Source organism: Streptomyces sp. NPDC048639, assembly GCF_043199075.1.
Lineage (GTDB): Bacteria > Actinomycetota > Actinomycetes > Streptomycetales > Streptomycetaceae > Streptomyces.
On the sequence record NZ_JBICVP010000007.1, the window covers coordinates 24,343 to 48,597 of the forward strand.

Genomic DNA, 24,255 nt, shown 5'->3' on the forward strand with positions numbered 1-24,255 from the left:
TGCCCTGGTCTCGCCCGTACGTACGCACCGGGCCCCCCATCTGCGACCGGAGGAGTTCAGTGGCAGCCAGCGACCGGACGGCAGGTCCCGGCAAGTCCGGGAGCTCCGATGGCCTGATGCGTGCCTCGCTGAGCGCGGTCGCACCGGGCACGGCCCTTCGCGACGGCCTCGAGCGGGTCCTGCGGGGCAACACCGGCGGTCTCATCGTGATCGGCATGGACAAGACCGTCGACTCGATGTGTACGGGCGGATTCGTGCTCGACGTCGAGTTCTCCGCGACCCGTCTGCGCGAGCTGTGCAAGCTCGACGGGGCGCTGATCATCGACAAGGACATCACCAAGATCGTGCGGGCGGGTGTGCAGCTCGTGCCGGATGCCTCGATCGAGACCGAGGAGACCGGGACCCGGCACCGCACCGCCCAGCGCGTCTCGATCCAGGCGGGCTTCCCCGTCGTCTCCGTCAGCCAGTCGATGCGGCTGATCGCGCTCTACGTGGGCGGGCAGCGCCGTGTCCTGGAGGACTCCGCCGCGATCCTCTCCCGCGCCAACCAGGCCCTGGCCACCCTCGAGCGCTACAAGCTGCGTCTCGACGAGGTCGCCGGCACCCTCTCCGCCCTGGAGATCGAGGACCTGGTGACGGTCCGCGACGTGTCGGCCGTCGCCCAGCGGCTGGAGATGGTCCGCCGTATCGCCACCGAGATCGCCGAGTACGTGGTGGAGCTGGGCACCGACGGCCGCCTCCTCTCGCTGCAGCTCGACGAGCTGATCGCGGGCGTCGAGCCGGAGCGCGAGCTGGTGGCGCGCGACTACGTCCCCGAGCCGACCGCCAGGCGGCCCCGTACGGTGGGCGACGCGCTGTTCGATCTCGACGCGCTCACGCACGCCGAACTGCTCGAACTCCCCACCGTTGCGCGGGCGCTGGGCTACAGCGGCTCCCCCGAGGCCCTCGACTCGGCGGTCTCCCCGCGCGGTTACCGACTCCTCGCGAAGGTGCCGCGGCTGCCGAACACCGTCATCGAGCGTTTGGTCGACTACTTCGGCGGACTGCAGAAGCTGCTCGCGGCGAGCGTGGACGATCTGCAGACGGTGGAGGGCGTGGGCGAGGCGCGCGCCCGGTCCGTACGGGAGGGCCTGTCGCGGCTCGCTGAGTCCTCGATCCTCGAGCGGTACGTCTGAGTCGGTCCCCGAGGGGCGGCGGCCCGGCCTTCCGGTCGACCCGTCCGTCGGCCCTGCCGCGTCCTGTGCCGGGCCTGTCAGTCCTTCTTGAGCTCAGTCCTTCTTGAGCTCAGTCCTTCTTGAGCTCAGTCCTTCTTCAGCGAGAACGACACACGCGCCGTCGAACCGGCCGCCTTCACCTCGACGAGATACGTGCCCGCCTTCGCCGAACCGGCGGACGGGGTGGCGCACTTGGGCTCGCTCGGCTTCCGGTCCCACTCGACGCTCTGCGTAGCCTCGCCCTCCGCCGGGACCCGCAGCAGCATCCGCCCGCTCTTCGCGGGGCAGTCGTCCGACGCCCAGAACGGATCGTCGTCATCCGCGAAGGTGATGTTCACGACGGCCGCCTTCGAACCGAAGTCCACCTTGCACTCCTTGCCGGAGGAGTTCTTCGCGACGATCTCGAACTTCGGTTCCTCGTCCGTGCCGTAGGAGTTCTTCACACTGCGCACGCTCAACTTCAGGGAGTCCCGGGCGCAGTCGGGCAGGCTCGCTCCCGCGGGGCCTCCGTCGCCCCCGCTTCCCGGGCCGCCTCCCGCGCCGCCGGATCCACCGTCGCCGCCGCCGTCCTCGCCCCCGTCGGCCGCTCCGCCGCTGCCGCCGGGCCCGCTGCCGCCGCCCTCCGACTCGTCTCGGCCGCCCGGTCGTTCGGAGATGGCGGGGCCGGAGGAGTTCGGTCCCGGCGTGATGGACTCGGCCGGTCCCGTGCCGCCGGCGCCATTGCCCTTGCCGTCGTCACCACCGGTGCCACCGTTGGTGACGGCCCAGGCAATCAGGACGGCGAGCAGCGCGATCACGGACAGCACAACTGCCCTCCGGCGCCAATAGATGGAGGAGGGGAGAGGGCCGACCGGATTGCGCAGAGATCCCACGCGGAAACCTTACGAGAGAACGGGGTCGGGACAGGCCAGTACCCGCCGCCATCCCGGCCAACTTTTGACGATCATCATCCCGCACCGCCCGTCCGGGCCGCCGGTTTCGCTTGCGCGACTGCGCATCGGTCGCTCACCGTGACCGAACGGGACTGATCCGTACGGTCCGTGACCATGTACCGCATCGATCTCCCCTGCGGTGTCAGGGACTTGGAACCCCCTCACGGAGCACCCATGGGTCGGGCCATGCTCCTGTGGATCAACGGCCCCTTCGGCGGCGGCGGGAAGGCGGCGGCAAGACGCAGACCGCGCACGAGATCCAGCGGCGGCTCCCCGGCAGCGTCATGTGCGCCCCGAGCACCTCGGCTTCGGCCTGCACCGCATTTGATGCCGCCGCGGCTGCGCGGAGACGTCCAGGACCTCCCGGCCTGACGGCAGGGTGTGTACGAGGTGCTGGTCCTCGCCCGGCACCACGGCACCGTGATCACCCCGATAACGCTCGTGGAGCCCGGCGTACTTCCGGGAGACGGTGGGCCACCTGCGCGAACGCGGCCATGACGTACGGCACTTCGCCCTGTTCGCCCGACCGCACGACGAGGGCTGCGGCGGCTGCGACGGCTGCTCAAGCGGGGATTCGGGCACCTCGTGCGAGGTGCCGCCGGGCAGGACGGGCCGCTGCGCGGCGCCCGCTTCGCCGTCGCGAACTCGACCTGTGCCTGGAGCGGCTGCGGGGCGGCGAGTTCGCCGAGCACGCGTGGACCGACCAGCTCACGATCCCGCGAGCCGTCGAACACCTCGCCGCCTCCGCCGGGCGACATTCGCCCCGAACACGGGCGGCGCGCTTCCCGGGCAGCTGCGCCGGGCGTGGACCAGGGTCGGGCACATCCGCTTCGACCGAACGCCCGACTGAACCACTCGGCCGAAGTGCTCGACGGAGTCGCTTCGACCGAACGGCTTTGTCCGCAGCCGATTCGACCGAGCCGCTGGGGCCGAGCCGCTGCGACCGGAGCGTTCTTACGAGCCTCGTCCGGGGTGCTTCGCCCGAAGCTGCGCACGTCGAGGCGGTGGAGCCGGGGGAGAGCCGATCGCCGTCCCCGTAGTGCGGCCCGCGCCATCCCGGTGCGCGCGGCGGCCGGCGTCCGGCGACCCGGCTCCCCGGCTCCCCGAGCGGGAGGTACGGCGCGGGGCGCGTACGGCCGGCGTACCGGTGGCCTCACGCCCGGGCAGGAACGGCGCTGCGCCCGGCCGGCACGCCGCCGGGTCGTCGACAGCCGCCGAGCGCGCGACAGGGGCAACGGGAGCCCGTACCGCAAGCTCCCTATCCGCAGGCAGCCGTCCGCAGGCACCAGTCCACACGCAGCCTCGCAGGCAGCCGTCCGCGGCCGCCCGTCGCACGACCCGATCCGGCCGAAGCGGCCGTGCACCCGGATTCCGCCCCGCACAGGGCAATTCGGGCGGCGGCGAGGGACACCGAAGAGTGACGCCACGCGCGTGCCACCGGAGCGGCCGCGTCGGCGAGCGGTCTCGTGTCAGGATCGGAGGTGCCATGACTACGACGACCCCGAACCGCATCCCGCAGGAGGCGGACGAGGGCGCGCAGGCGCCCGCCGCGCTCCATACCCCGGTCATCGACTGGTTCCGGGCACACGCCCGTGACCTCCCCTGGCGCCGCCCCGAGGCCGGTGCCTGGGGCGTGATGGTCAGCGAGTTCATGCTGCAGCAGACCCCGGTCAACCGGGTTCTGCCCGTCTATGAGCACTGGCTCTCGCGCTGGCCGCGTCCCGCCGATCTCGCCAAAGAGCCGCCGGGCGAGGCCGTACGCGCCTGGGGGCGGCTCGGGTACCCGCGCCGCGCCCTGCGCCTGCACGCCGCCGCCTCGGCCATAACGGAACGGCACGGTGGCGAAGTACCGCACGACCACGCGAAGCTCCTCGCCCTGCCCGGCATCGGCGAGTACACCGCGGCGGCCGTCGCTTCCTTCGCGTACGGGCAGCGCCACGCCGTCCTGGACACCAATGTCCGCCGAGTGCTCGCCCGCGCGGTGACCGGCACCCAGTACCCGCCCACCGCGACGACGGCCGCCGAGCGCCGGCTCGCCCGCGCCCTTCTCCCCGAGGACGAGGGGACCGCGGCCGCGTGGGCCGCGGGCACGATGGAACTCGGCGCGCTCGTGTGCACCGCGCGCTCCCCCGCGTGCGGCCGCTGCCCGATCGCCGACCGGTGCGCATGGCAGATCGCGGGCGCACCCGCGCACGAAGGGCCGCCGCGACGGGCGCAGACGTACGCGGGCACGGACCGCCAGGTGCGCGGGAAGCTGCTCGCTGTGCTGCGCGAGGCGGTCGAACCCGTGCCCCGGACGGCGCTGGACGCGGTGTGGGACGAGCCGGTGCAACGGGCCCGCGCACTGGACGGTCTGGTCTCCGACGGTCTCGTCGAGCCGCTCGGCGGAGGCAGATACCGGCTCCCGCTGACCTGACCGCCTTGTCCGCGGAGACGTCCGCCGCGACATCCGCAGGGATGTCCCGCGGACCTCTCCGCGGACACGAACACACGGACTCGCGGACACGAGACACACGGACTCGCGGACACGAGACGCACGGACTCGCGGACACGAGACGCACGGACTCGCGGACCCAAAGGATCCGGAAGAGCGTCCCGCCGAACCGGGAATGGCCCCGCGGAACGCCCGTGGGAACACCCGGATCGCAGCCCGCTGCACACCGCTCGTCACCCTCCGTACCAACGCTTCCTCCGTCAACAACCGTCACAGCACGCTCTGTTCGTCACTGTTCACCGCAGTCAATTGGCATTGCTCTGTCCTGATTTCGCATGGTTGGCACACCACGCGGCGTGACGTTGTTACACAACCGACGGATAGCCGTGCGCCACCCGAGCGTCAGTACGGACTGCTCCGTTACAGCCCCTCCGTAGCTTCATTCCCGTGCCGGGAAGACCGGCGAAGAAACGGGCGGATGTGCGGAACGGAGGCGGTCGAGAATGGCGAGCAGCGAGGTCGGCAAGGTCCTGGAGTTCGAGGAGTACGTGAGGACCCGGCAGGAGGCACTGCTGCGGAGCGCTCGGCGGCTGGTTCCGGACCCGGTCGAGGCGCAGGATCTGCTGCAGACCGCTCTTGTCAGGACCTACGGACGCTGGGACGGTATAGCCGACAAGTCCCTCGCGGACGCCTATCTGCGCCGGGTGATGATCAACACGCGTACGGAGTGGTGGCGCGCCAGGAAGCTGGACGAGGTCCCCACGGAGCAGCTGCCCGAGGCCGCCGTCGAGGACGGCACCGAGCAGCGCGCCGACCGCGCCCTGCTCATGGACATACTGAGCGTTCTCGCCCCCAAGCAGCGCAGTGTCGTCGTCCTGCGACACTGGGAGCAGATGAGCACGGAGGAGACGGCGGCGGCCCTGGGCATGTCCACCGGAACCGTGAAGAGCACGCTGCACCGGGCGCTCGCCCGGCTGCGCCAGGAGCTGGAGAGCCGTGAGCTGAGTGCCCGGGAGACGGAACATGAAGAGAAGCGGGGGCCCGAGCAGTGCGCGGCCTGACCAGGGCTGAACTTTCCAAAGCCGGTACGGCGGTCGCGGGCGCGGCCGCCGTCGGCCTCGTGCTGGGCGGATGCGCCACAGGGGCCGAAGGCGTACGCACCGAGGGCCCCGCCCACACGAAGACCCCGCCCGCGCCCGTCTCCGACGCCAGTGACTCCCCCAAGGCCACGAAGCCGCCCAAGGTCAACGCCGTCGCCCTGCTCAAGCGGGACCGCATGGTGAGCAACACGGTCCGCAAGGGGCTCGAGCCCTGCGGATCGGACGACGAGTACCCCGTCGACGTTTCCTACGGCAACCTCACGGGGAGCAGCGCACCCGATGTCGTCGTGAATGTCCTGACGTGCTCCGACGCCATCGGGGTCGGGACGTACGTCTACCGCCGCGACGGGGCGAGCAAGCGCTACGAGGCCGTCTTCGCCAACGAGCAGCCGCCGGTCTACGGCGAGATCACCCGGGGTGACCTCGAGGTCACCCGGCAGGTCTACGGGGCGGGGGACTCGGTGGACTCCCCGTCGGGCGAGGACGTGATCACGTACCACTGGAACGGCGCGAAGTTCGACGAGGAAGACCGCACACACAACGACTTCAGCAGGACGGTCGACGGCGCCGATCCGACCGACGCCCCCGAGGAGGGCTGACAGCACCAGATGGCAGAGACTCATGTGCTCTTCGTCGAGGACGACGACGTCATCCGCGAAGCGACCCAACTGGCGCTGGAGCGGGACGGGTTCGCCGTCACGGCGGTGCCGGACGGGCTGGAGGCGCTGGAGCGGTTCCGCGCGGACCCCCCGGACATCGCACTGCTGGACGTGATGGTCCCGGGGATGGACGGCGTCAGCCTGTGCCGCAGGATCCGTGACGAATCGACCGTCCCCGTCATCATGCTCTCGGCGCGTGCCGACTCCATCGACGTGGTGTTGGGCCTGGAGGCCGGCGCGGACGACTACGTGACCAAGCCCTTCGACGGCGCCGTGCTCATGGCCCGTATTCGCGCGGTGCTGCGCCGCTTCGGCAACGCCGGCGGCGCGCACAACGGTGCCTCCGCCGACGGGGACGGCACGGGAGACGACGGCGAACCGCTCCGCTTCGGCGACCTGGAAATCGACACGGAGGGGATGGAGGTCCGCAAAGGAGGCGACCCCGTCGCCCTGACCCCGACCGAGATGCGGCTGCTGCTGGAGTTCTCGGCCGCGCCCGGCACCGTACTGTCCAGGGACCGGCTGCTGGAGCGGGTCTGGGACTACGGCTGGGGCGGCGACACCCGCGTCGTGGACGTCCATGTACAGCGTCTCCGCGCGAAGATCGGTCAGGACCGTCTGGAGACGGTCCGCGGCTTCGGCTACAAACTCAAGGGCTGAACGGACGCACTCGTGGTAACGCTGTCCCTGCGCACCGGCATCCGGTGGAAACTGAGCATCGCCATCGCCGCGGTGAGCACACTCGTGGCCATCGTGCTCAGCCTGGTCGTGCACAACGCCGCGCGGCTCTCGATGCTCGACGGCAACCGCGATGTTCTCGACGGGAACATCAGCGCCGCGCAGCGGGTCTACGAGAGGAACCCCGGGAAGAACCCCGACCGGCCCCTGTTCGACTCCAAGGTCAACGATCCCGCTCTGCCCGGCGCCCTCAGGGACGCGGTGGAGGACGGGCAGCGCGCCACCTACCTGAAGGACGCGGGCGAGGGGGCACCGGAGATCTGGGCCGCCGTCCAATTGTCCGACGGCAAGGTGCTGTCGATCCACTCCAACTTCGAAAAGCGGTACGCCGTCCTCGCCGACCTCGACAAAACGCTGCTGATCGGCTCGGCCGCCGTCGTCCTGGGCGGCTGCGCGCTGGGCGTGCTCATCGGCGGGAGGCTCTCCAGGCGGCTGCGCAAGGCCGCCACCGCCGCCGGCAAGATCACCGAAGGCGACACCGGCGTCCGGGTCCGCGACGCGATCGGGGGCCGGGTCCGGGACGAGACCGACGACCTGGCGCGGGCCGTGGACGCGATGGCCGACGCGCTGCAGCAGCGGCTCGAGGCCGAGCGCCGCGTGACCGCCGACATCGCCCATGAACTGCGCACCCCGGTGACCGGGCTGCTCACCGCGGCCGAACTGCTGCCGCCGGGCCGCCCCACCGAACTCGTACGGGACCGGGCGCAGGCCATGCGCACCCTCGTCGAGGACGTCCTCGAGGTGGCCCGCCTCGACAGCACCACCGAGCGGGCGGAGCTGCAGGAGATCACGCTGGGCGAGTTCGTGACCCGCCGGGTCCGGGTCTTCGCCCCGGAGGCCTCCGTACGGGTCGTGCGCGACGCCATCGCGCACACCGACCCGCGGCGGCTCGAACGGATCCTGGGCAATCTCCTCGCGAACGCCGCCCGGCACGGCAAGCCGCCGGTCGTCGTCACGATCGACGGGCGCGTGCTGCGCGTACGCGACCATGGGCCGGGCTTCCCCGCGAAGCTGCTGGCCGACGGCCCCAGCCGGTTCCGCACGGGCCGCGACGACCGGGCCGGGCTCGGGCACGGTCTGGGGCTGACCATCGCGGCGGGTCAGGCGCGGGTGCTGGGGGCACGCCTCACGTTCCGCAACGCTGCGCCTCAGACGGGCGGCGACGGCGGCGACGGGACCGCTCCCCGAAAGGACGGGGGCGCCATCGCCGTGCTGTGGCTGCCGGAGTCCGCGCCGACGGACACCGGCAGCATCCCGATCATCAATCCTCAGGCGCGGCGCAGAGCTTGAGGGCACATGAGGCATCGAGCCTCGCGCCTGTCTCCCGCCCGGCTGCCTCCCGCAACACCCCGGCGGGCCGCGGCAGGCCCCTCGGCTGTTGGCTCAGCCGGCCCCTCAGCAGGTCCAGTCCTTGTCCAGGTCCAGTTGCTCGCTGCGCTGGGTGAACGAGAACCAGTTGCCCGAGTCGTCACGGAAGATCGCCTCGATCCCGTACGGGCGCTCCTGCGGCTCCTGCAGAAACTCCACGCCCCGCGCCTTCAGCGTCTCGTAGTCCGCGTGGACGTCGTCGGTGACCAGCACACCGGCGCCCAGGACGCCCTTGGAGATCAGCGTCCTGACGGCCTCGGCGGACTCGGGGTCGAGACCGGGCGGGCCGGGCACCATCAGCGTGAGTTCGACGTCCGGCTGGTTCTTGGCGCCGACGGTGAGCCAGCGCATGCCGCCCTCGCCCAGGGTCATGTCCGTCCGGACCTCGAGGCCGAGCTTCTCGGTGTAGAACTCCTTGGCCCGGTCCTGGTCGAGGACCCAGACGGTGGTGATGGCGATTCCCTTGATCATGGCGCGCTCCGCGTGTTCCTGAAGGTGTGGTGGGACGGGGCGAGGGCCGCTGTCCGCCCCCGTGCCGCCACCGTAGGCAGCGGGACCGTCACAGCGCTTCTCCAGAATTGCGGTCCTTCTCGCAACCGTCCGCACGGTCCCCGTCCTGCCCGTCCGCACGGTCCCGGTCCTGGCCTTCCGTACGATCCCGGCCCCCGCTGTCCCCGCTCTGCCGCGGGCCCCGCTCCTCCAGACCCTTGAAGCCGCCGGACCACAGCAGTGCATAGCACCCCGGTATGAGAGCCGCGCCGCGGCCCACATGCTTCCTGCGGTACTCGCCTGGGGTCAGGCCCGTCTGCTTCTTGAAGCCCGTGGAGAAGGTGCCGAGGCTGCTGAACCCGACCAGCGTGCAGATCTCGGTGACCGACAGGTCGGCCGTGCGCAGCAGTTCCTCCGCGCGCTCGATGCGGCGGCGGCTGAGGTACTGGCCGGGTGTCTGTCCGTAGACCGCCTTGAAGGCGCGGACGAAGTGGAAACGCGAATAGCCCGCATACGCCGCGACCGCGTCCAGGTCGAGCGGCTCGGCCCAGTCGCGGTCCATGGCGTCCTTGGCACGGCGCAACTGCCGCAGATGGGCGAGGTGCGCCGTGCCGGGAGGCGCGGGCTCAAGTGCCGCGGGGTCCGGCACGGACCCCGCGGCACTTGAGCCCGGCGGTGTGGTCATGTGTCGATGCTGGCACGCCCCACTGACAACGGCTCCTGCCCTGCAGTGCCCTGGTTCCCGCCCTGCGCGACCGCGGCGTCCGCGTTCACGCCCGGCTTCTCGCCCGCGGCACCGCCCGGCTTCTCGCCCTCCGCGGCGCCCGGCTCGGGACCGGCGCCCCGGAGCGGCACCTCCTTGATGAACCACGAGGCCAAGAACCCGATCACGGCGATGACCGCGCCGACCATGAACACGGTCTGCGTACCGCCCGCGACCGCGTGCTGGTACGCCTCGCGCACCGCGTCCGGCAGCTTCGCCAGGCTCGCCGCGTCGAGCTGGGCCGTGCCCGACGCCAGGCCGGAGGCGGCCGAGCCGCCCCGCTCGGCCATCACGTCCTGCACCCGGTGGGTGAACAGGGCGCCCATGATCGAGACGCCGAAGGAGCCGCCGATCGTACGGAAGAGGGTGGAGGTGGACGAGGCGACCCCCATGTCCTTCATCTCCACGCTGTTCTGTGCCACGAGCATCGTGATCTGCATCAGGAAGCCCATGCCGGCACCGAGCACCGCCATGTAGACGCCCGAGGTGAAGCGGGTGGTCCCGGTGTCCATCTGGGCCAGCAGGAAGAGCCCGGCGACGATCAGGGCACTGCCGATGATCGGGAAGATCTTGTACTTGCCGGTCTGGGTGGTGACCCGGCCCGCGATCAGGGAGACGGCCATCATCGCCAGCAGCATGGGCAGCAGCAGGAGGCCGGAGTTGGTGGCGGAGGCGCCCTGCACGGTCTGCTGGAACAGCGGCAGGAACGTCATCGCGCCGAACATCACGAAGCCGACGAGGAAGCCGATCAGGGTGATCAGCGAGAAGTTGGCGTTGCGGAAGATGCCCAGCGGGAGGACGGGAGCCGACGCCCTGCGCTCGACGACGAGGAAGACGGCGAGGGCGGCGACGGCCCCGACCGAGAGCCCGACGATCATGGCCGAGCCCCAGGCGTACTCCGTACCGCCCCAGGTCGTGACCAGCACCATGGCCGTGATCGCGACCGTGAGCAGCGTGGCCCCGAGGTAGTCGATGCGGCCCTGCATGCGCTTCTTCGGCAAGTGCAGGACGGCGGTCACCATGATCAGGGCGACGGCGCCGAGCGGCAGGTTGATGTAGAAGCTCCAGCGCCAGCCGAGGTGGTCGGTGATGGTGCCGCCGACCAGTGGCCCGCCGATCATGGCGAGGGCCATGACGCCGACCATCATGCCCTGGTACCGGCCGCGCTCCCGGGGCGGTATGAGGTCGCCGATGATCGCCATCACGCCGACCATCAGACCGCCGGCACCGAGCCCCTGGACGGCGCGGAAGCCGATGAGCTGCGCCATCGTCTGGGACATGCCCGAGAGCGCGGAGCCGAGCAGGAAGACCACGATCGAGGACAGGAAGATGCCCTTGCGGCCGTACATGTCGCCGAGCTTGCCCCAGATGGGCGTGGAGGCCGCGGTGGCGAGGGTGTACGACGTGACGACCCAGGAGAGATGCTCCAGCCCGCCGAGTTCGCCGACGATCGTGGGCATGGCGGTGCCGACGATCATGTTGTCGAGCATGGCGAGCAGCATCGCGATCATGAGCGCGAGCAGGACGACCCGGACGCTGCGCGGCTGCGGACCTTCCGTCGGGCCGGAGGTCTCCGCTGGAGGTTCTCCGGTGGTGGACTGGGACTGGGACATGGCGTGGACTCCTGCTTACTTGCCGACCGGCTAGTGGCTACACTCGGAGAAGTTAGATCGGCAACTAGCCGGTCGTCAAGTAAGTTTGACGTCCGCGGCGGGTCCGGCCACCGGAATGAGCGCAGGAGAGCAGCACCATGGGCAGCACAGCACGGGCGAGCCGCGGCGACACCCGCCAGCGCATCCAGCACGTCGCCCTGTCGCTCTTCGCCGAGCGCGGCTACGAGAAGACCTCGCTGCGCGAGATCGCCGAGCACCTCCAGGTCACGAAGGCGGCGCTGTACTACCACTTCAAGTCCAAGGAAGACCTGATCATCAGCGTCTTCGACGACGGCTGCCGGCCGCTGGACGAGCTGATCGAATGGGGACGGCAGCAGCCCCGCACCCTGGAGACCAAGCAGGAGCTGGTGCGCCGCTACAGCGCCGCGCTGCACGACGCCGCCCCGCTCTTCCGCTTCATCCAGGAGAACCAGGCGACGGTCCGCGAGCTGAGCATCGGCGAGCGCTTCAAGGAGCGCATGTTCTCGATGTTCGACCTGATCAAGGAAGACGACTGGACGCTGACCGACCGCGTCCGCGGGGTCAGCGCCCTGTTCACCATCCACGCCGGGATGTTCGCGCTGCGGGACATCGAAGGCGACCCCGAGGACAAGCAGGATGCCGTCCTCGAGGTCGCCCTGGAGATGGTGACGTCAGCGCATCACCCGCAGTCGTAGCGCGCGAAGCCCTGCTTACAGGCCGACGCCGTGGCCGCGCATGAACTTGAGCGGCTCGATCGCGTGCCCGTAGACCGGAGCCGTACGGGTCTCGAAGTGCAGGTGCGGGCCGGTCGAGTTGCCGGTGCTGCCCGACTTGCCTATGACCTGGCCGGTCTTCACGGTCTGCCCGGGGGACACACCGAGCTGCGACAGGTGGCCGTACTGGGTGTACGTACGGTCGCCGTGCTTGATCACGATGTTGTTGCCGTACGAGCCGCCCCAGCCCGCCTCGACGATGGTGCCGCCATGGGCGGCCTTCACCGGGGTGCCGGTCGGCACGACGAGGTCCTGGCCGGAGTGCTTGTTGGACCACATCGAGCCGCCGAGACCGAAGGTCGAGCCCTTGGTGTACTGGTCGACCGGCTTGACCCAGGAGGCCGGCTTCGGCGGGGCGGCCTTGAGCACGGCACGCTTCTTACGGTCGGCGGCGGCCTTGTCGGCAGCGCGCTTGGCGGCGTCGGCCTTGGCCTTCGCGGCCTTGGCGGCCTTGGCCTTGGCGGCGGCAGCGGCCTTCACCTTGGTGTCCGCGGCCTTCTTCTGGCCATCGGCCTGGCCGTGGACGGCCTTGGAGAGGGAATTGGCGGTGTTCAGGGCGAACAGCTCGCCCCCCTGGGGCGCCGAGCCGCCCGCGGCGGCGAGCGCGACCCCAGTCCCCAGAACGAGCGAGGCTCCCGTGCCCACGGCCAGAACGGCGGCGCGGCGGCGAAGGACGTTCTTGCTCGTGGTGGCGGTCTTCTGGTCGTGCTTCGTCATACGGGCTTTCCTCCAAGAAGTGAATGAATCCCGGCGGTGCGTCCGGGATCGCCCCACCTTGGTAACCCGCGTTCTCGGAGCTGCCAAGCAGCCCTCCTACTAGCGAAAGCCGTAGCAAAGGGGGTCGAATCCACAAGCCGTACGGGCGCTCGACCGAGCCGGGGGCGCCCTCGGATACTTGGAGGAGATGAAGGCCATCGCCTTGACCCCGTAAGCTCAGGGCGCGACTCCCTGGGAAACCAAGGCGGGCGAGGTCCGGCAGAGGCGGATCGTTTGTGACCCTGGTGGGCAAATCGGACATTCTGCCGCGGATAAGCCCCTATTTCGCCTAGTAAGTGAGCCAGGCCACGTGCGACACATCACGAGCCGCCGAGACTAAAAGGGACATTACGGTCGCCCTTCAGGGGTTCGAGGCAGGGTTCGGCGCGCAAGATCCGGCTGCATCGCACGACCGCTCCCCCTACGCTGTGCCACGTGGCGTGCACGCTCCGCCGACCACGCCGTGCTGCGCACCGCCGCGGCACGCGCCACTGCCGCCGGAGCCCGGGACGTGGATCCCGCAGTCATCGGCGTTCGGACTGGCCTTGAGCGCCGTAGCACCGCTGGTCAAGAAGCTGTTCGTGACTCCTCACCGCGGTCCGCACCAAGCCGGATCTCGGCCACCTCGCCACCGACCCCCTCATGTGCGGCCTGATCTGCGCCCTCCACCGCGACCGCCTCGGCTACCTCCCGCAGGGGCGCAGGGAGCTCTACGGCGCCGCCCTCTCCATGCCCCTGATCCGGCGCGACCGCGAACGGGACATCACCGACCCCGGGCACTGTGGACTTCGCCCACCACACCTTCGAGGACTTCCTGGGCGCGCGGACAGCCGTGGACGAGGGGGACTTCGGCCTCTTCGCCCAACAGGCCGCCGACGACCAGTGGGAGGACGTCGTCCGGATGGCGGTCGCTCAGGGCCGGCCCGTGAACGGACCGAGATCTTCCGGGACTTGCCCGCCCGGGGTGACCACGCTCCCGCTCCGGCGGCTGCGCCCGGATCTTCCTTCAGGCCGCAGCCTGCCTCGGGCACGCCTCCGAACTCGCCCCGGCCGTACGGGAGGAGGTGGAAGCACCGGCGTCCCACCTCGTCCCGCCCCGCAGCCCTCAGGAGGCACTCGAGCCGGCGTCCGTCGGTCCCATCGTCCTCGATCTGTTCCCGGGACCCGAGCGCGTCGACAACGAAGAGGCCGTGCTCGTGGTGTTCGCCGCGACGCATGGGGAATCCGATGCGGCCATCCCGGTCCTCGGACGGTGCGCCGGCCACCGCTTGCTCGCCGTACGGTCCCCACTCGTCCGGGGCTGGTCGCGGTTCCACACCGCCGCCTACGCGGACGAGGTCATCGCCCGCCTCGATCCGTCGGCCCTCTATGTCACCGTGAGGTCCGACGAACAGCTCCACGCACTGCGCGAACTGGGCACCCGCCCCATGCTCGACGCCCGTGGCGCCATCGCCCCCGGCCCGCTGGGCGGCGTACGCGGATCGGGCCCGGCTCACCGACGTCAAGCCCCTCGTGCCACCGTGCGCTGACACCGCACCCGCAGCAGCAAAAGGCTCGGCCCGGAACCGTACGTACGGTTCCGGGCCGAGCCTGTAGCTCACCGGCGGGCCGTCAGACGGCCCTCACCGGACAGGGCCTGCCGGCGCTCAGACGTCCTTGGTCAGGTTCGGACCCGAACCGCCCGCCGCGGACTCGATCGGGGGGACGTCGGGCAGTGCCGACTTCTCCTCGCCGCGGAAGGTGAACGTCGCTTCGTCACCCTCGCCTTCGGTGCCGACGACCACGATGTGACCGGGGCGCAGCTCGCCGAAGAGGATCTTCTCCGACAGCATGTCCTCGATCTCCCGCTGGATCGTCCGGCGCAGCGGCCGGGCGCCCAGGATCGGGTCGTAGCCCTTCTTGGCGAGCAGGCTCTTGGCCTCCGCGCTGAGCTCGATGCCCATGTCGCGATCCTTCAGCCGCTCGTCCACCTTGGCCAGCATCAGGTCGACGATCTGGATGATGTCTTCCTGCGACAGCTGGTGGAAGACCACGGTGTCGTCGACACGGTTGAGGAACTCGGGCCGGAAGTGCTGCTTGAGCTCGTCGTTGACCTTGGCCTTCATCCGCTCGTACCCGGTCTTGGGGTCGCCCCCGGCCGCGAAGCCGAGGTTGAAGCCCTTGGAGATGTCCCGGGTGCCGAGGTTGGTCGTCATGATGATGACCGTGTTCTTGAAGTCCACGACCCGGCCCTGGGAGTCGGTCAGACGACCGTCCTCCAGGATCTGCAGCAGCGAGTTGAAGATGTCCGGGTGGGCCTTCTCGACCTCGTCGAAGAGGACCACGGAGAACGGCTTGCGGCGCACCTTCTCGGTGAGCTGTCCGCCCTCCTCGTACCCGACGTAGCCGGGAGGCGAGCCGAAGAGCCGCGAGACGGTGTGCTTCTCGCTGAACTCCGACATGTCGAGCTGGATCAGCGCGTCCTCGTCGCCGAAGAGGAACTCCGCCAGCGTCTTGGACAGCTCGGTCTTACCGACGCCGGACGGGCCGGCGAAGATGAACGAGCCACCGGGGCGCTTCGGGTCCTTCAGGCCGGCCCGCGTACGGCGGATCGCCTGCGAGAGGGCCTTGATGGCGTCCTTCTGACCGATGACGCGCTTGTGGAGCTCGTCCTCCATGCGCAGCAGCCGCGAGGACTCCTCCTCGGTGAGCTTGAAGACCGGGATGCCCGTGGCCGTGGCCAGGACCTCGGCGATCAGCTCCTCGTCGACCTCGGCGACGACGTCCATGTCGCCGGCCTTCCACTCCTTCTCCCGCTTGGCCTTCGCGGCCAGGAGCTGCTTCTCCTTGTCGCGGAGGGAGGCCGCCTTCTCGAAGTCCTGCGAGTCGATCGCGGACTCCTTGTCCCTGCGGACTCCGGCGATCTTCTCGTCGAACTCGCGCAGGTCCGGCGGAGCGGTCATCCGGCGGATACGCATCCGGGAGCCGGCCTCGTCGATCAGGTCGATCGCCTTGTCCGGCAGGAAGCGGTCGGAGATGTACCGGTCGGCCAGGGTGGCCGCCGCCACGAGGGCCGAGTCGGTGATCGAGACACGGTGGTGCGCCTCGTACCGGTCCCGGAGGCCCTTGAGGATCTCGATGGTGTGCGGCAGCGACGGCTCCGCGACCTGGATGGGCTGGAAGCGGCGCTCCAGGGCCGCGTCCTTCTCCAGGTGCTTGCGGTACTCGTCGAGCGTCGTCGCACCGATGGTCTGCAGTTCGCCGCGGGCCAGCATCGGCTTGAGGATGCTGGCGGCGTCGATCGCGCCCTCGGCGGCACCCGCACCCACCAGGGTGTGGAGCTCGTCGATGAACAGGATGATGTCGCCGCGGGTGCGGATCTCCTTGAGCACCTTCTTCAGGCGCTCCTCGAAGTCACCGCGGTAGCGGGAGCCGGCGACCAGGGCGCCCAGGTCCAGGGTGTAGAGGTGCTTGTCCTTGAGGGTCTCGGGCACCTCGCCCTTGACGATGGCCTGGGCCAGGCCCTCGACGACCGCCGTCTTGCCGACGCCGGGCTCGCCGATGAGCACCGGGTTGTTCTTGGTACGGCGCGACAGCACCTGCATGACCCGCTCGATCTCCTTCTCGCGCCCGATGACCGGGTCGAGCTTGGATTCGCGGGCGGCCTGCGTGAGGTTGCGGCCGAACTGGTCCAGGACGAGGGAGGTCGAGGGCGTGCCCTCGGCCGGGCCGCCTGCCGTGGCGGCCTCCTTGCCCTGGTAACCGGAGAGCAGCTGGATGACCTGCTGCCGCACCCGGTTCAGATCGGCGCCCAGCTTCACGAGGACCTGGGCGGCGACGCCCTCGCCCTCGCGGATCAGGCCGAGCAGGATGTGCTCCGTACCGATGTAGTTGTGGCCGAGCTGAAGGGCCTCGCGGAGCGACAGCTCCAGGACCTTCTTCGCACGGGGGGTGAAGGGGATGTGCCCGGACGGGGCCTGCTGGCCCTGCCCGATGATCTCCTCCACCTGCTGGCGGACCGCCTCGAGCGAAATCCCGAGGCTCTCCAGGGCCTTAGCGGCGACACCCTCACCCTCATGGATCAGGCCCAGGAGGATGTGCTCGGTGCCGATGTAGTTGTGGTTGAGCATCCGGGCTTCTTCCTGAGCCAGGACGACAACCCGCCGCGCACGGTCGGTGAACCTCTCGAACATCGTTAATCGCTCCTCAGAGCGGTCAGAAAGATCGGGGACGATCCCCTCCCTGTCCTTCCGCATGCTAGTCCCGCTGTGGGGGACAGCTCATTCCAACTGCCGACACCGCCCTTGGCCTCCTGCCCCGGACAGCCGACAACAGCTCCAACCCGATGGTGCGAGACGATGTTCCCGCAGGCCAGGCGTATACCCTCGATACCACTACGCCGATGGCGAACGCCATCCCGGCCAACGCGCGCGCGTCGCCCCTCCCACGAGGAAATTCTTACCCGCTGGAACTGATACTCCATGCGGCGCGGGGCGGTTCCCTCAGCTAAGGGCGAACATCCTTGCGCTCCGAAATCTCACCGAAGCGTCGCCCCTACCACGTTCCGTACCCACTTGCCAACTGTGCGTAACTCTCCGGGGGTTCGGCAGTTGCTCCGGTCATGGCAACCGCATTCCCGCGCCCCCGGCGCGCAACGTGTGACGTACGCCTGTGGTACGAGCGGGTACTGGGCTGGCCGGTCACGGGCGGACAGCCGGCCGGGCGGCCGGTGGACCTGCTCACCGGGCAGCGCTTCGACGCGCTGGACGTGCCGGCCGACGCCGGAGCCGCCGTGCTGCGGCGCCTGCCGCGCACCGGTCCCGTCGCACTGGACGGCGGCCGGATGCGGTTCCTGATCGCCGCGGGCGGCGCGGAGCAGCTGCCCGAGCTGCTGGACTGGCTTGAATGGGGCGGAGTCGCCCTGGATCTGATCGCTCTCGGTCCTGGCGACCGGATGCGCGCTCCCCGGCCGGGGGACTCATGGGAGGCCGCGTGCACCGGACCACAGCCTGTGTGGCTGCGGCCTCCCGAGCCGGGATGCGAGATCGAGCCGACGCTGCCCGTGGCGACCGTGGGAGGTGCCCGCAGGGGTCACGAGGACGACGGGCGCCGGGCCCCCGACCTCGTACGGCTCGTGGGCGCGGCGGCCACACAGGTCCACCGGGCCCGGTTGCTGAACGCCTCGCACGCTCAGGCGTTGGCCTTCTCGTACGCCTCGCGGATCTCGGCGGGGACGCGGCCGCGGTCGTTGACGCTGTAGCCGTTCTCCTTTGCCCAGGCGCGGATCTTCGCGGTGTCCTGGGAGCCCCCGGACGCCGCGGCACGGGCCTTGCGACCGGACGCGGCACGGCCACCCGTGCGACGGCCGCTCTTGGTGTACGGCTCGAGAAGACCGCGCAGCTTGTCCGCGTTGGAAGCCTTGAGGTCGATCTCGTAAGTCTTGCCGTCCAGCGCAAACGTCACGGTCTCGTCGGCCTCGCCACCGTCGAGGTCGTCGACAAGAAGGACCTGAACCTTCTGTGCCACCGGATTCCCTTTCATCGAAAAAGCAGTACGACGGAAAGGAAACCGCCTTTCTCGGAAAAACACAAACCCCTGGGTGAGGTTGAGTAGCTCATGCGTACGGGAAACGTGCGCGATTCGGACATAGGGATCGCTCTAAGTGGTCATAGTGATCCCGGGCTGTCGCATCAGGCGTTGCAGAAGCACCCGGGGATCACAGGTGCAGAAGCATGCGACTGTTGCCGAGGGTGTTCGGCTTCACTCGTTCGAGACCGAGGAACTCGGCCACACCCTCGTCATAGGAACGCAGCAGCTCGCTGTAGACATCCCCATCTACGGGCGCCTCCCCGATCTCCGCGAACCCATGCTTCGTGAAGAAGTCGACTTCGAAGGTGAGGCAGAAAATTCGCCGCACACCGAGCCAGCGCGCGGTCTGAACCAACTTGGCCAGGATCTGATGACCGACTCCGGTCGCCTTCATCTGCGGGTCCACGGCCAGCGTTCGGACCTCGGCAAGGTCTTCCCACATCACATGAAGTGCCCCGCAACCGAGGATCCGGCCGTCCTCGTCCCGTTCGGCCACCCAGAACTCCTGGATGTCCTCGTAAAGGGTGACCGTCGCTTTGTCGAGCAGGATGCCCTCACGTACGTACGCGTCGATGAGACGGCGTACGGCGGAGACATCGCTCGTCCTCGCCCGGCGGACAGTGACGTCATTTGATACTCGGGACATGTGCGGGACGCTATCGCCCCGCCTCTCCCTCGCCGTCATCGGGATCGCTGAGTTGTACGACGCGCATGGCGTCCCGGAGCGCTTCCCGCTGTTCCTGGGACATCATGCCGAAGAACGCGACTAGTGCCGCGGCGGGGTTGTCACTGGTGTGCCAAGCCTCGTGCATGAGTGCGGCCGAGTAGCCGGCGCGGGTGGAGACCGCCTCATATCGATAGGCACGGCCTTCGGCTTCCCGGCGGACCCAGCCCTTCTGATGGAGGTTGTCCATTACCGTCATGACCGTGGTGTAGGCGATCGAGCGTTCCTGCTGGAGGTCTTCCAGGACTTCCCGAACGGTGACCGGCCGGTTCCACTCCCAGACGCGCGTCATCACGGCGTCTTCGAGGTCACCCAATCGTCGAACCACATTGGAATAATAGTGGTAGATGTCCTGAATGCCGGTTCACGCGGACTGATTTCCCGCAGCAAAAAGGGCGTACGACTCGGGACACATGTTCCCGGCCGTACGCCCTTCGGGTGTCCGGTCCGCGCGACCTCTCGGAGGTCGCCCGGCCGGCCGCCGGAGACGAGTTCTACCGCTCCCGGGCCGGACGGCTCCCGCCCTCGGCGCGAGCCAGCGCCGCGTCCACGGCGGCGTCCTCCTTGGCCTTGTTGGCACCGCCCTGGCTTTTCACGATGGTCCTGACCAGAGCGATGAATCCCACGGCCATGACCACGGGCGGCAGCAGCGCGGAGACGTAATCCATGGCTCAAGAGTAGCCAGTCAGACCGCGACCAATTGCTCGGGGCGGGAAGGCGGCCCTTCCGGCGGGGTCCTGCGCCTGCGGGGCGGGAACACCTCGGCCGGAGTCGGCACATGACGGCCCGGTTGCTCCGAGGGGGCCGACGGGCCGCGCTCCGGCTCGGGCTTGGGCCTGGACCCCGGCTCGGGCTTCCGCTCCGGCTCGCCCTCGGGATCCGCCGCGGGCTTCGCCTTGGGCTTGGACGCCGGCTTCTCCGGTTCGTCGTCGGCGGCGCGGCCGCCCGGCAGCGCGACGAGACGCGCGGCAGGGACCGCGGCCGACACCGCGGCCACCACTGGTTCGGCGGGCCGCGCGCCGTGCGCGAGGCCGGCGAGACGGTTCGAGAGCGCCTGCTCGGCAAGGGCTTCGCAACGGCGAAGCAGTTCACGCCGGTGCCCGGCCTCCGGACCGTCCGCCGCGGTGGCGCAGAGCGAGCGCAGGGCGGCGAGGTCGTCGGCGCCCGGGGTGTACCCGGCCGAGAGTGCGTCCACGAGCCGTTCCAGGAAGCCGGAGGCGGCGCCGGGGAGGGCGGCGCGATATCGGGCCAGATCGGCGAAGAGGAAGGCGCGCAGCCGTTCTCCTTCCCCGACCGCCTCCTCCACGGCTTCGGTGAGGCGGCACAGCTCCTGGATCTCGTCCTCCCGGCTTTCTGCGGGGGACGCGGGGGAGGGCCGCAGGGCGATGGCGAGGGCGCGGCGCAGGACGCGCAGCTCATCGGCGCTGAACGCCATGGCGCCGCGGGAACCGTATGGCGTGGGCATGGACCGACTTTAAGTGCTAAGCGGACAATTTTCGCTCAGCGGGACATACCCGGGGGTGTCGGCATGCGTGGCTCCGACACCCCCTTCATCGGCCGTGCTACGCGCTCCTGCGGCGGCGCGCCGCGACCACCACGGCGACCGATCCCGCGGCCACCACAGCCGCGGAGACGGCCGCGATGAGCCCGATGCCGCCGGCGCCCGTGCCGGCCATGGAGCCGCTCGCCTGCGAACCTGCGGACGCCGAGCCGCCGTCCGTGCCCGCCGTGCCGGACCCACCGGCCGCCGAACCGCCGGAGCCGCCGGACCCGCCGGACCCGCCCGAGGTGCCGTCGCTTCCGCCACCGCTGATGCGGGTCTCGATCGCGGCCGCGTCGTTGCCCGGCTCCGGGTCGCGCGCCGGGTAGTCCTCACGGTCCAGGACGGTGATCCTCCCCTGCGCGCCCTCGACCTTCTTGTCGATGCGGACGTTGAAGACGAGGGTCTCCTCCTCGCCCTTGGCGAACCTCTCGTCGATGGTGCAGACGTACGTCCTGCTGCCCTTCTCCTTCTTCGAGCAGGCCCAGTCGTCCTCCTCGCCCGGGAACGGGATCGAGGTGATCGTGGTGCCCTTCGGGGGCGTGACCTCGTACGTGCCGCTGCCGTGGCCGTCGCGGCCGGAGAGGTCCATGGAGCCGGGGCCGGCGTTCTTCACGCCGAGCGTGAGCCGGACGGTGTCGCCGACCTTGCCCTCGACCGTGTCCGTGATCGCCTGGAAGTCGGCCTTCTGCGTGGTGACGACGTCGGTGTGGCCGCCGAACTCCTCGAAGCCGGTGGGCTCGACGGTCTTGAGGGTCAGCGGTGCGCCGGTGCCCTGCTGGTCGAAGTCGCCCGGCTCCTCGTACTCCCAGGGGTCGCCGCTGCCGATGGGCCAGGCGTGGTAGCCGATGTTCCCGTACATCAGCTCGTCGGAGACCGTGAAGCGGAAGGGCTCGGAGAACTCGTACGCGGCGCCCGGCTCCAGCGGGGTGTCGAAGAGGCAGTACGCGGAGGTGTCGGCCCAGCTCTTGAAGTGGCAATTGGAGTGCTCGCGGGCCACCTTGAGGCCCTCGACGCCGTAGAGCTTGATGCCGATGCCCTGGTCGGCGGCGAGCTGGCCGAGGTTCGCTATGGCCGGGGTGACCTTCACGGTGGAGCCGGGGGCGACGTCCTTCAACGGCTTGTGCGCGCGCTCGGCGAGCTTGGGTCCGTCGACGTAGACCTTCGTCGCGGCTTCGGCGTCAGGGGTGTTGGAAGAGGTCGCCCGGTACTCGATCATGCCGGCGTAGCCGGGCTTCATGCCCTTGGCGCCTTCGATGTAGAAGGGCTGGACGCTCGTCCGGCCGTCGATCGAGCTGTACGCGCAGTTGTAGACGAGGTCCTTGTCGGAGTCCTCGCAGCTTCCGCTCGCCGGCTTCAGCACGGCCTTGCCCTTGAGCGCGGAGGCGTCGATGGTCAGCTTCACGTCCTCGGCGAGCGGGTCCTCGCCCTCCGGCCCGTCGAGGTTGAGGTGGAAGAGGAACAGGTCGCCGTCCCCGGGCCGTTCGTCCGCGGCGTACGCGTAGTAGCGCGCGGGCACCTGGATCTGCAGCGTGGGACCGGCCGCGTTCGCCTGTCCCGCTCCCAGGCCGCTCGCCGCCGCGAGCACGGCCGCGACGGCGGCCGATCTCGCGCATATCCCCTTGCTCCGCATAGGTTCCACTTCCATCTCGGCATCGGTCGGATGTTCCCCGCAGAGCGAGGACACACGAGATGGACGGATGGTTGTCCGGCGGTGGAATTTCTGAGTAGCGGGAGCGGGATCAGCCCCGGGAGACGTTGCGGTCGTAGACCAGGCGGAGGCCGATCAGGGTGAGCCAGGGCTCGTGTTCGTCGATCACGGAGGACTCGCCGAGCACCATCGGGGCCAGGCCGCCGGTGGCGATGACGGTCACATCCTCCGGTTCGTCGGCCAGTTCGCGTGCCATGCGCTCCACGACGCCGTCCACCTGGCCCGCGAAGCCGTAGAGGATGCCGGACTGCATCGCCTCGACGGTGTTCTTGCCGATGACGCTGCGCGGACGGGCCAGTTCGATCTTGCGGAGCTGTGCGCCGCGCACGCCGAGGGCGTCCACGGAGATCTCGATGCCCGGGGCGATCACACCGCCCACGTACTCACCGCGGGCCGACACGGCGTCGAACGTGGTGGCCGTACCGAAGTCGACGACCACGCACGGGCCGCCGTAGAGCTCAACGGCCGCGAGGGCGTTGATGATCCGGTCGGCGCCGACCTCCTTGGGGTTGTCCATGAGGATCGGGACGCCCGTCTTGACGCCCGGCTCCACGAGAACGGCGGGCACGTCGCCGTAGTAGCGGCGGGTGACCTCCCGCAGCTCGTGCAGGACGGAGGGGACGGTCGAGCAGATGGCGATGCCGTCGATGCCGTCGCCCAGATCCTCGCCGAGCAGCGGGTGCATGCCCATCAAGCCATGGAGGAGAACGGCGAGTTCGTCGGCGGTGCGGCGGGCCTCGGTGGAGATCCGCCAGTGCTCGACGATCTCCTCGCCGTCGAAGAGGCCCAGGACGGTGTGGGTGTTGCCGACATCGATCGTGAGCAGCATCAGCCCCGCTCCTCCCCCGGGCCCTCGCGCAGGTCGAGCCCGATGTCGAGGATCGGTGAGGAGTGGGTGAGCGCGCCGACGGCCAGGTAGTCGACGCCCGTCTCCGCGTACGCGCGGGCGTTGGCCAGGCTGAGGCGGCCGGAGGACTCCAGACGGGCGCGGCCCGCGACGAGGGCGACGGCCTCGCGGGTCTGCTCCGGCGTGAAGTTGTCGAGGAGGATGAGGTCGGCGCCCTCGGCGAGCACGGGCTCGATCTGGTCCAGCCGGTCGACCTCCACCTCGATGGGCACATCGGGGAACTCGGAGCGTACGGCCTTGAAGGCGGCCGCCACGCCGCCGGCGGCGATGACGTGGTTGTCCTTGATGAGCGCGGCGTCGGACAGCGACATCCGGTGGTTGACCCCGCCGCCGCAGCGGACCGCGTACTTCTCCAGAGAGCGCAGCCCCGGCGTCGTCTTACGGGTGTCCCGGACCGCGGCGCCCGTGCCCTCCAGGAGGTCGGCCCAGGCGCGGGTGGCGGTGGCGATGCCGGAGAGGCGGCACATGAGGTTGAGGGCGCTGCGCTCGGCGGTCAGCAGGTCGCGCGTACGGGTCCTGACGGACAGCAGCTTGGTGCCCGGCTCGACGCGGTCGCCGTCCTCGGCATGCCGCTCGACCTCGATGTCGTCGGTGCAGACGACGGAGAGGATCGCCTCGGCGATGCGCAGTCCGGCGACGACTCCGGCCTCGCGGGCGGTGAAGTCGGCGGTGGCGACGGCGTACTCGGGGATGGTGGCGACCGTGGTGACGTCCACGCCGCTGTCGAGGTCCTCCTCGATCGCCAGATGGGCGATGTCCTCGACCTGGACGGGGTCCAGGCCCGCGGCCACGAGGAGCCCGGCGAGCTGGGGGTCCAGACCGCACTGCAACGGATCCAGGCCGTACTCCTCTTCGTCACCGCCCCCGCAGCCGCACCCGTCGCCGCAGCCGCCCGCGTCCGCGCCGGCGGAGGGACCGCCGATCTGGAGCAGCGGGAGATCCACA

23 protein-coding genes and 1 pseudogene are annotated in these 24,255 nt (G+C 70.0%); 10 read left to right on the forward strand and 14 right to left on the reverse strand.

Features of this window, described 5'->3' with window-relative positions:
* Positions 1-59 precede the first annotated feature (59 nt).
* The gene (disA, locus tag ACGFNH_RS19995; protein ID WP_393655483.1) at positions 60-1,175 is read left to right on the forward strand and encodes a DNA integrity scanning diadenylate cyclase DisA; all 1,116 of its coding nucleotides are present in this window, start codon (positions 60-62) and stop codon (positions 1,173-1,175) included.
* 125 nt (positions 1,176-1,300) lie between these two features.
* On the opposite strand, the gene ACGFNH_RS20000 is transcribed toward disA, so the two are convergent.
* Positions 1,301-2,086, reverse strand: coding sequence for a hypothetical protein (locus ACGFNH_RS20000; RefSeq protein ID WP_393655485.1), 786 nt, complete (start codon positions 2,084-2,086; stop codon positions 1,301-1,303).
* A 246-nt stretch (positions 2,087-2,332) separates the two neighbouring features.
* Here ACGFNH_RS20000 and ACGFNH_RS20005 point away from each other — a divergent pair.
* From ACGFNH_RS20005 to cseC, 6 genes and pseudogenes are all read left to right on the forward strand, one after another.
* Positions 2,333-2,996 (forward strand): annotated as a pseudogene (locus ACGFNH_RS20005) (ATP-binding protein).
* Positions 2,997-3,632: 636 nt separating this feature from the next.
* Positions 3,633-4,562 (forward strand): A/G-specific adenine glycosylase, encoded by a 930-nt coding sequence (locus tag ACGFNH_RS20010; RefSeq protein ID WP_393655487.1) that lies wholly within the window; start codon positions 3,633-3,635, stop codon positions 4,560-4,562.
* A 521-nt stretch (positions 4,563-5,083) separates the two neighbouring features.
* The gene (locus tag ACGFNH_RS20015; protein ID WP_393655489.1) at positions 5,084-5,641 is read left to right on the forward strand and encodes a SigE family RNA polymerase sigma factor; all 558 of its coding nucleotides are present in this window, start codon (positions 5,084-5,086) and stop codon (positions 5,639-5,641) included.
* Positions 5,629-6,279, forward strand: a complete 651-nt coding sequence (locus tag ACGFNH_RS20020) for a hypothetical protein (RefSeq protein WP_393655491.1) — start codon at positions 5,629-5,631, stop codon at positions 6,277-6,279. Before ACGFNH_RS20015 ends, ACGFNH_RS20020 begins: the two co-directional genes overlap by 13 nt.
* A gap of 9 nt (positions 6,280-6,288) precedes the next feature.
* Positions 6,289-6,999: a two-component system response regulator CseB gene (gene cseB / locus ACGFNH_RS20025; protein WP_393655493.1), complete on the forward strand. Its 711-nt coding sequence runs from the start codon at positions 6,289-6,291 to the stop codon at positions 6,997-6,999.
* Positions 7,000-7,011: 12 nt separating this feature from the next.
* Positions 7,012-8,367 carry a two-component system sensor histidine kinase CseC gene (gene cseC, locus ACGFNH_RS20030; protein WP_393655495.1) on the forward strand — a complete coding sequence of 452 codons (1,356 nt, stop codon included), beginning with the start codon at positions 7,012-7,014 and terminating at the stop codon, positions 8,365-8,367.
* Between the two features lie 105 nt (positions 8,368-8,472).
* Here cseC and ACGFNH_RS20035 read toward each other — a convergent pair whose 3' ends face one another.
* The 3 genes from ACGFNH_RS20035 to ACGFNH_RS20045 all read right to left on the reverse strand — a co-directional run bounded on the left by ACGFNH_RS20035 (position 8,473) and on the right by ACGFNH_RS20045 (position 11,310).
* Entirely contained in the window at positions 8,473-8,916 is a 444-nt protein-coding gene (locus ACGFNH_RS20035) for a VOC family protein (protein WP_393655497.1), read from the reverse strand.
* Between the two features lie 88 nt (positions 8,917-9,004).
* Positions 9,005-9,496 (reverse strand): helix-turn-helix transcriptional regulator, encoded by a 492-nt coding sequence (locus tag ACGFNH_RS20040; protein ID WP_393656138.1) that lies wholly within the window; start codon positions 9,494-9,496, stop codon positions 9,005-9,007.
* A gap of 119 nt (positions 9,497-9,615) precedes the next feature.
* Complete coding sequence (locus tag ACGFNH_RS20045; RefSeq protein WP_393655498.1) at positions 9,616-11,310, reverse strand: MDR family MFS transporter; 1,695 nt, start codon at positions 11,308-11,310, stop codon at positions 9,616-9,618.
* 137 nt (positions 11,311-11,447) lie between these two features.
* Here ACGFNH_RS20045 and ACGFNH_RS20050 point away from each other — a divergent pair, with 137 nt between their 5' ends.
* A complete protein-coding gene (locus ACGFNH_RS20050; RefSeq protein WP_393655500.1) occupies positions 11,448-12,026 on the forward strand; it encodes a TetR/AcrR family transcriptional regulator in 579 nt (192 codons plus the stop codon).
* Positions 12,027-12,041: 15 nt separating this feature from the next.
* Here ACGFNH_RS20050 and ACGFNH_RS20055 read toward each other — a convergent pair whose 3' ends face one another.
* Positions 12,042-12,821, reverse strand: a complete 780-nt coding sequence (locus tag ACGFNH_RS20055; RefSeq protein ID WP_393655502.1) for a M23 family metallopeptidase — start codon at positions 12,819-12,821, stop codon at positions 12,042-12,044.
* Between the two features lie 1,103 nt (positions 12,822-13,924).
* On the opposite strand from ACGFNH_RS20055, the gene ACGFNH_RS20060 reads away from it, so the two are divergent.
* Positions 13,925-14,389 carry a hypothetical protein gene (locus tag ACGFNH_RS20060; protein ID WP_393655504.1) on the forward strand — a complete coding sequence of 155 codons (465 nt, stop codon included), beginning with the start codon at positions 13,925-13,927 and terminating at the stop codon, positions 14,387-14,389.
* Positions 14,390-14,506: 117 nt separating this feature from the next.
* Here the strand turns inward: ACGFNH_RS20060 and ACGFNH_RS20065 are convergent, their stop codons facing one another.
* Positions 14,507-17,032, reverse strand: a complete 2,526-nt coding sequence (locus ACGFNH_RS20065) for an ATP-dependent Clp protease ATP-binding subunit (RefSeq protein ID WP_393655506.1) — start codon at positions 17,030-17,032, stop codon at positions 14,507-14,509.
* 428 nt (positions 17,033-17,460) lie between these two features.
* On the opposite strand from ACGFNH_RS20065, the gene ACGFNH_RS20070 reads away from it, so the two are divergent.
* Positions 17,461-18,099: an SCO3374 family protein gene (locus ACGFNH_RS20070; protein WP_393655508.1), complete on the forward strand. Its 639-nt coding sequence runs from the start codon at positions 17,461-17,463 to the stop codon at positions 18,097-18,099.
* On the opposite strand, the gene ACGFNH_RS20075 is transcribed toward ACGFNH_RS20070, so the two are convergent.
* The 8 genes from ACGFNH_RS20075 to nadC form a co-directional block, all read right to left on the reverse strand.
* On the reverse strand, positions 18,030-18,365 hold the full coding sequence (locus ACGFNH_RS20075) for an Lsr2 family protein (protein ID WP_360847201.1): 336 nt from the start codon (positions 18,363-18,365) through the stop codon (positions 18,030-18,032). The two genes, ACGFNH_RS20070 and ACGFNH_RS20075, sit on opposite strands and share 70 nt — an antisense overlap.
* Positions 18,366-18,555: 190 nt before the next feature.
* Positions 18,556-19,074 (reverse strand): amino-acid N-acetyltransferase, encoded by a 519-nt coding sequence (locus ACGFNH_RS20080; protein ID WP_393655510.1) that lies wholly within the window; start codon positions 19,072-19,074, stop codon positions 18,556-18,558.
* 10 nt (positions 19,075-19,084) lie between these two features.
* Positions 19,085-19,480: a BlaI/MecI/CopY family transcriptional regulator gene (locus ACGFNH_RS20085; RefSeq protein WP_393655512.1), complete on the reverse strand. Its 396-nt coding sequence runs from the start codon at positions 19,478-19,480 to the stop codon at positions 19,085-19,087.
* 166 nt (positions 19,481-19,646) lie between these two features.
* Positions 19,647-19,820: a hypothetical protein gene (locus ACGFNH_RS20090; protein WP_393655514.1), complete on the reverse strand. Its 174-nt coding sequence runs from the start codon at positions 19,818-19,820 to the stop codon at positions 19,647-19,649.
* A 17-nt stretch (positions 19,821-19,837) separates the two neighbouring features.
* On the reverse strand, positions 19,838-20,617 hold the full coding sequence (locus tag ACGFNH_RS20095; protein ID WP_393655516.1) for a hypothetical protein: 780 nt from the start codon (positions 20,615-20,617) through the stop codon (positions 19,838-19,840).
* A gap of 97 nt (positions 20,618-20,714) precedes the next feature.
* Positions 20,715-22,340, reverse strand: coding sequence for a hypothetical protein (locus ACGFNH_RS20100; protein WP_393655518.1), 1,626 nt, complete (start codon positions 22,338-22,340; stop codon positions 20,715-20,717).
* 94 nt (positions 22,341-22,434) lie between these two features.
* On the reverse strand, positions 22,435-23,232 hold the full coding sequence (locus tag ACGFNH_RS20105; RefSeq protein WP_393655520.1) for a type III pantothenate kinase: 798 nt from the start codon (positions 23,230-23,232) through the stop codon (positions 22,435-22,437).
* Positions 23,232-24,254, reverse strand: a complete 1,023-nt coding sequence (gene nadC, locus ACGFNH_RS20110) for a carboxylating nicotinate-nucleotide diphosphorylase (RefSeq protein WP_393656140.1) — start codon at positions 24,252-24,254, stop codon at positions 23,232-23,234. Before nadC ends, ACGFNH_RS20105 begins: the two co-directional genes overlap by 1 nt.
* Position 24,255 lies beyond the last annotated feature (1 nt).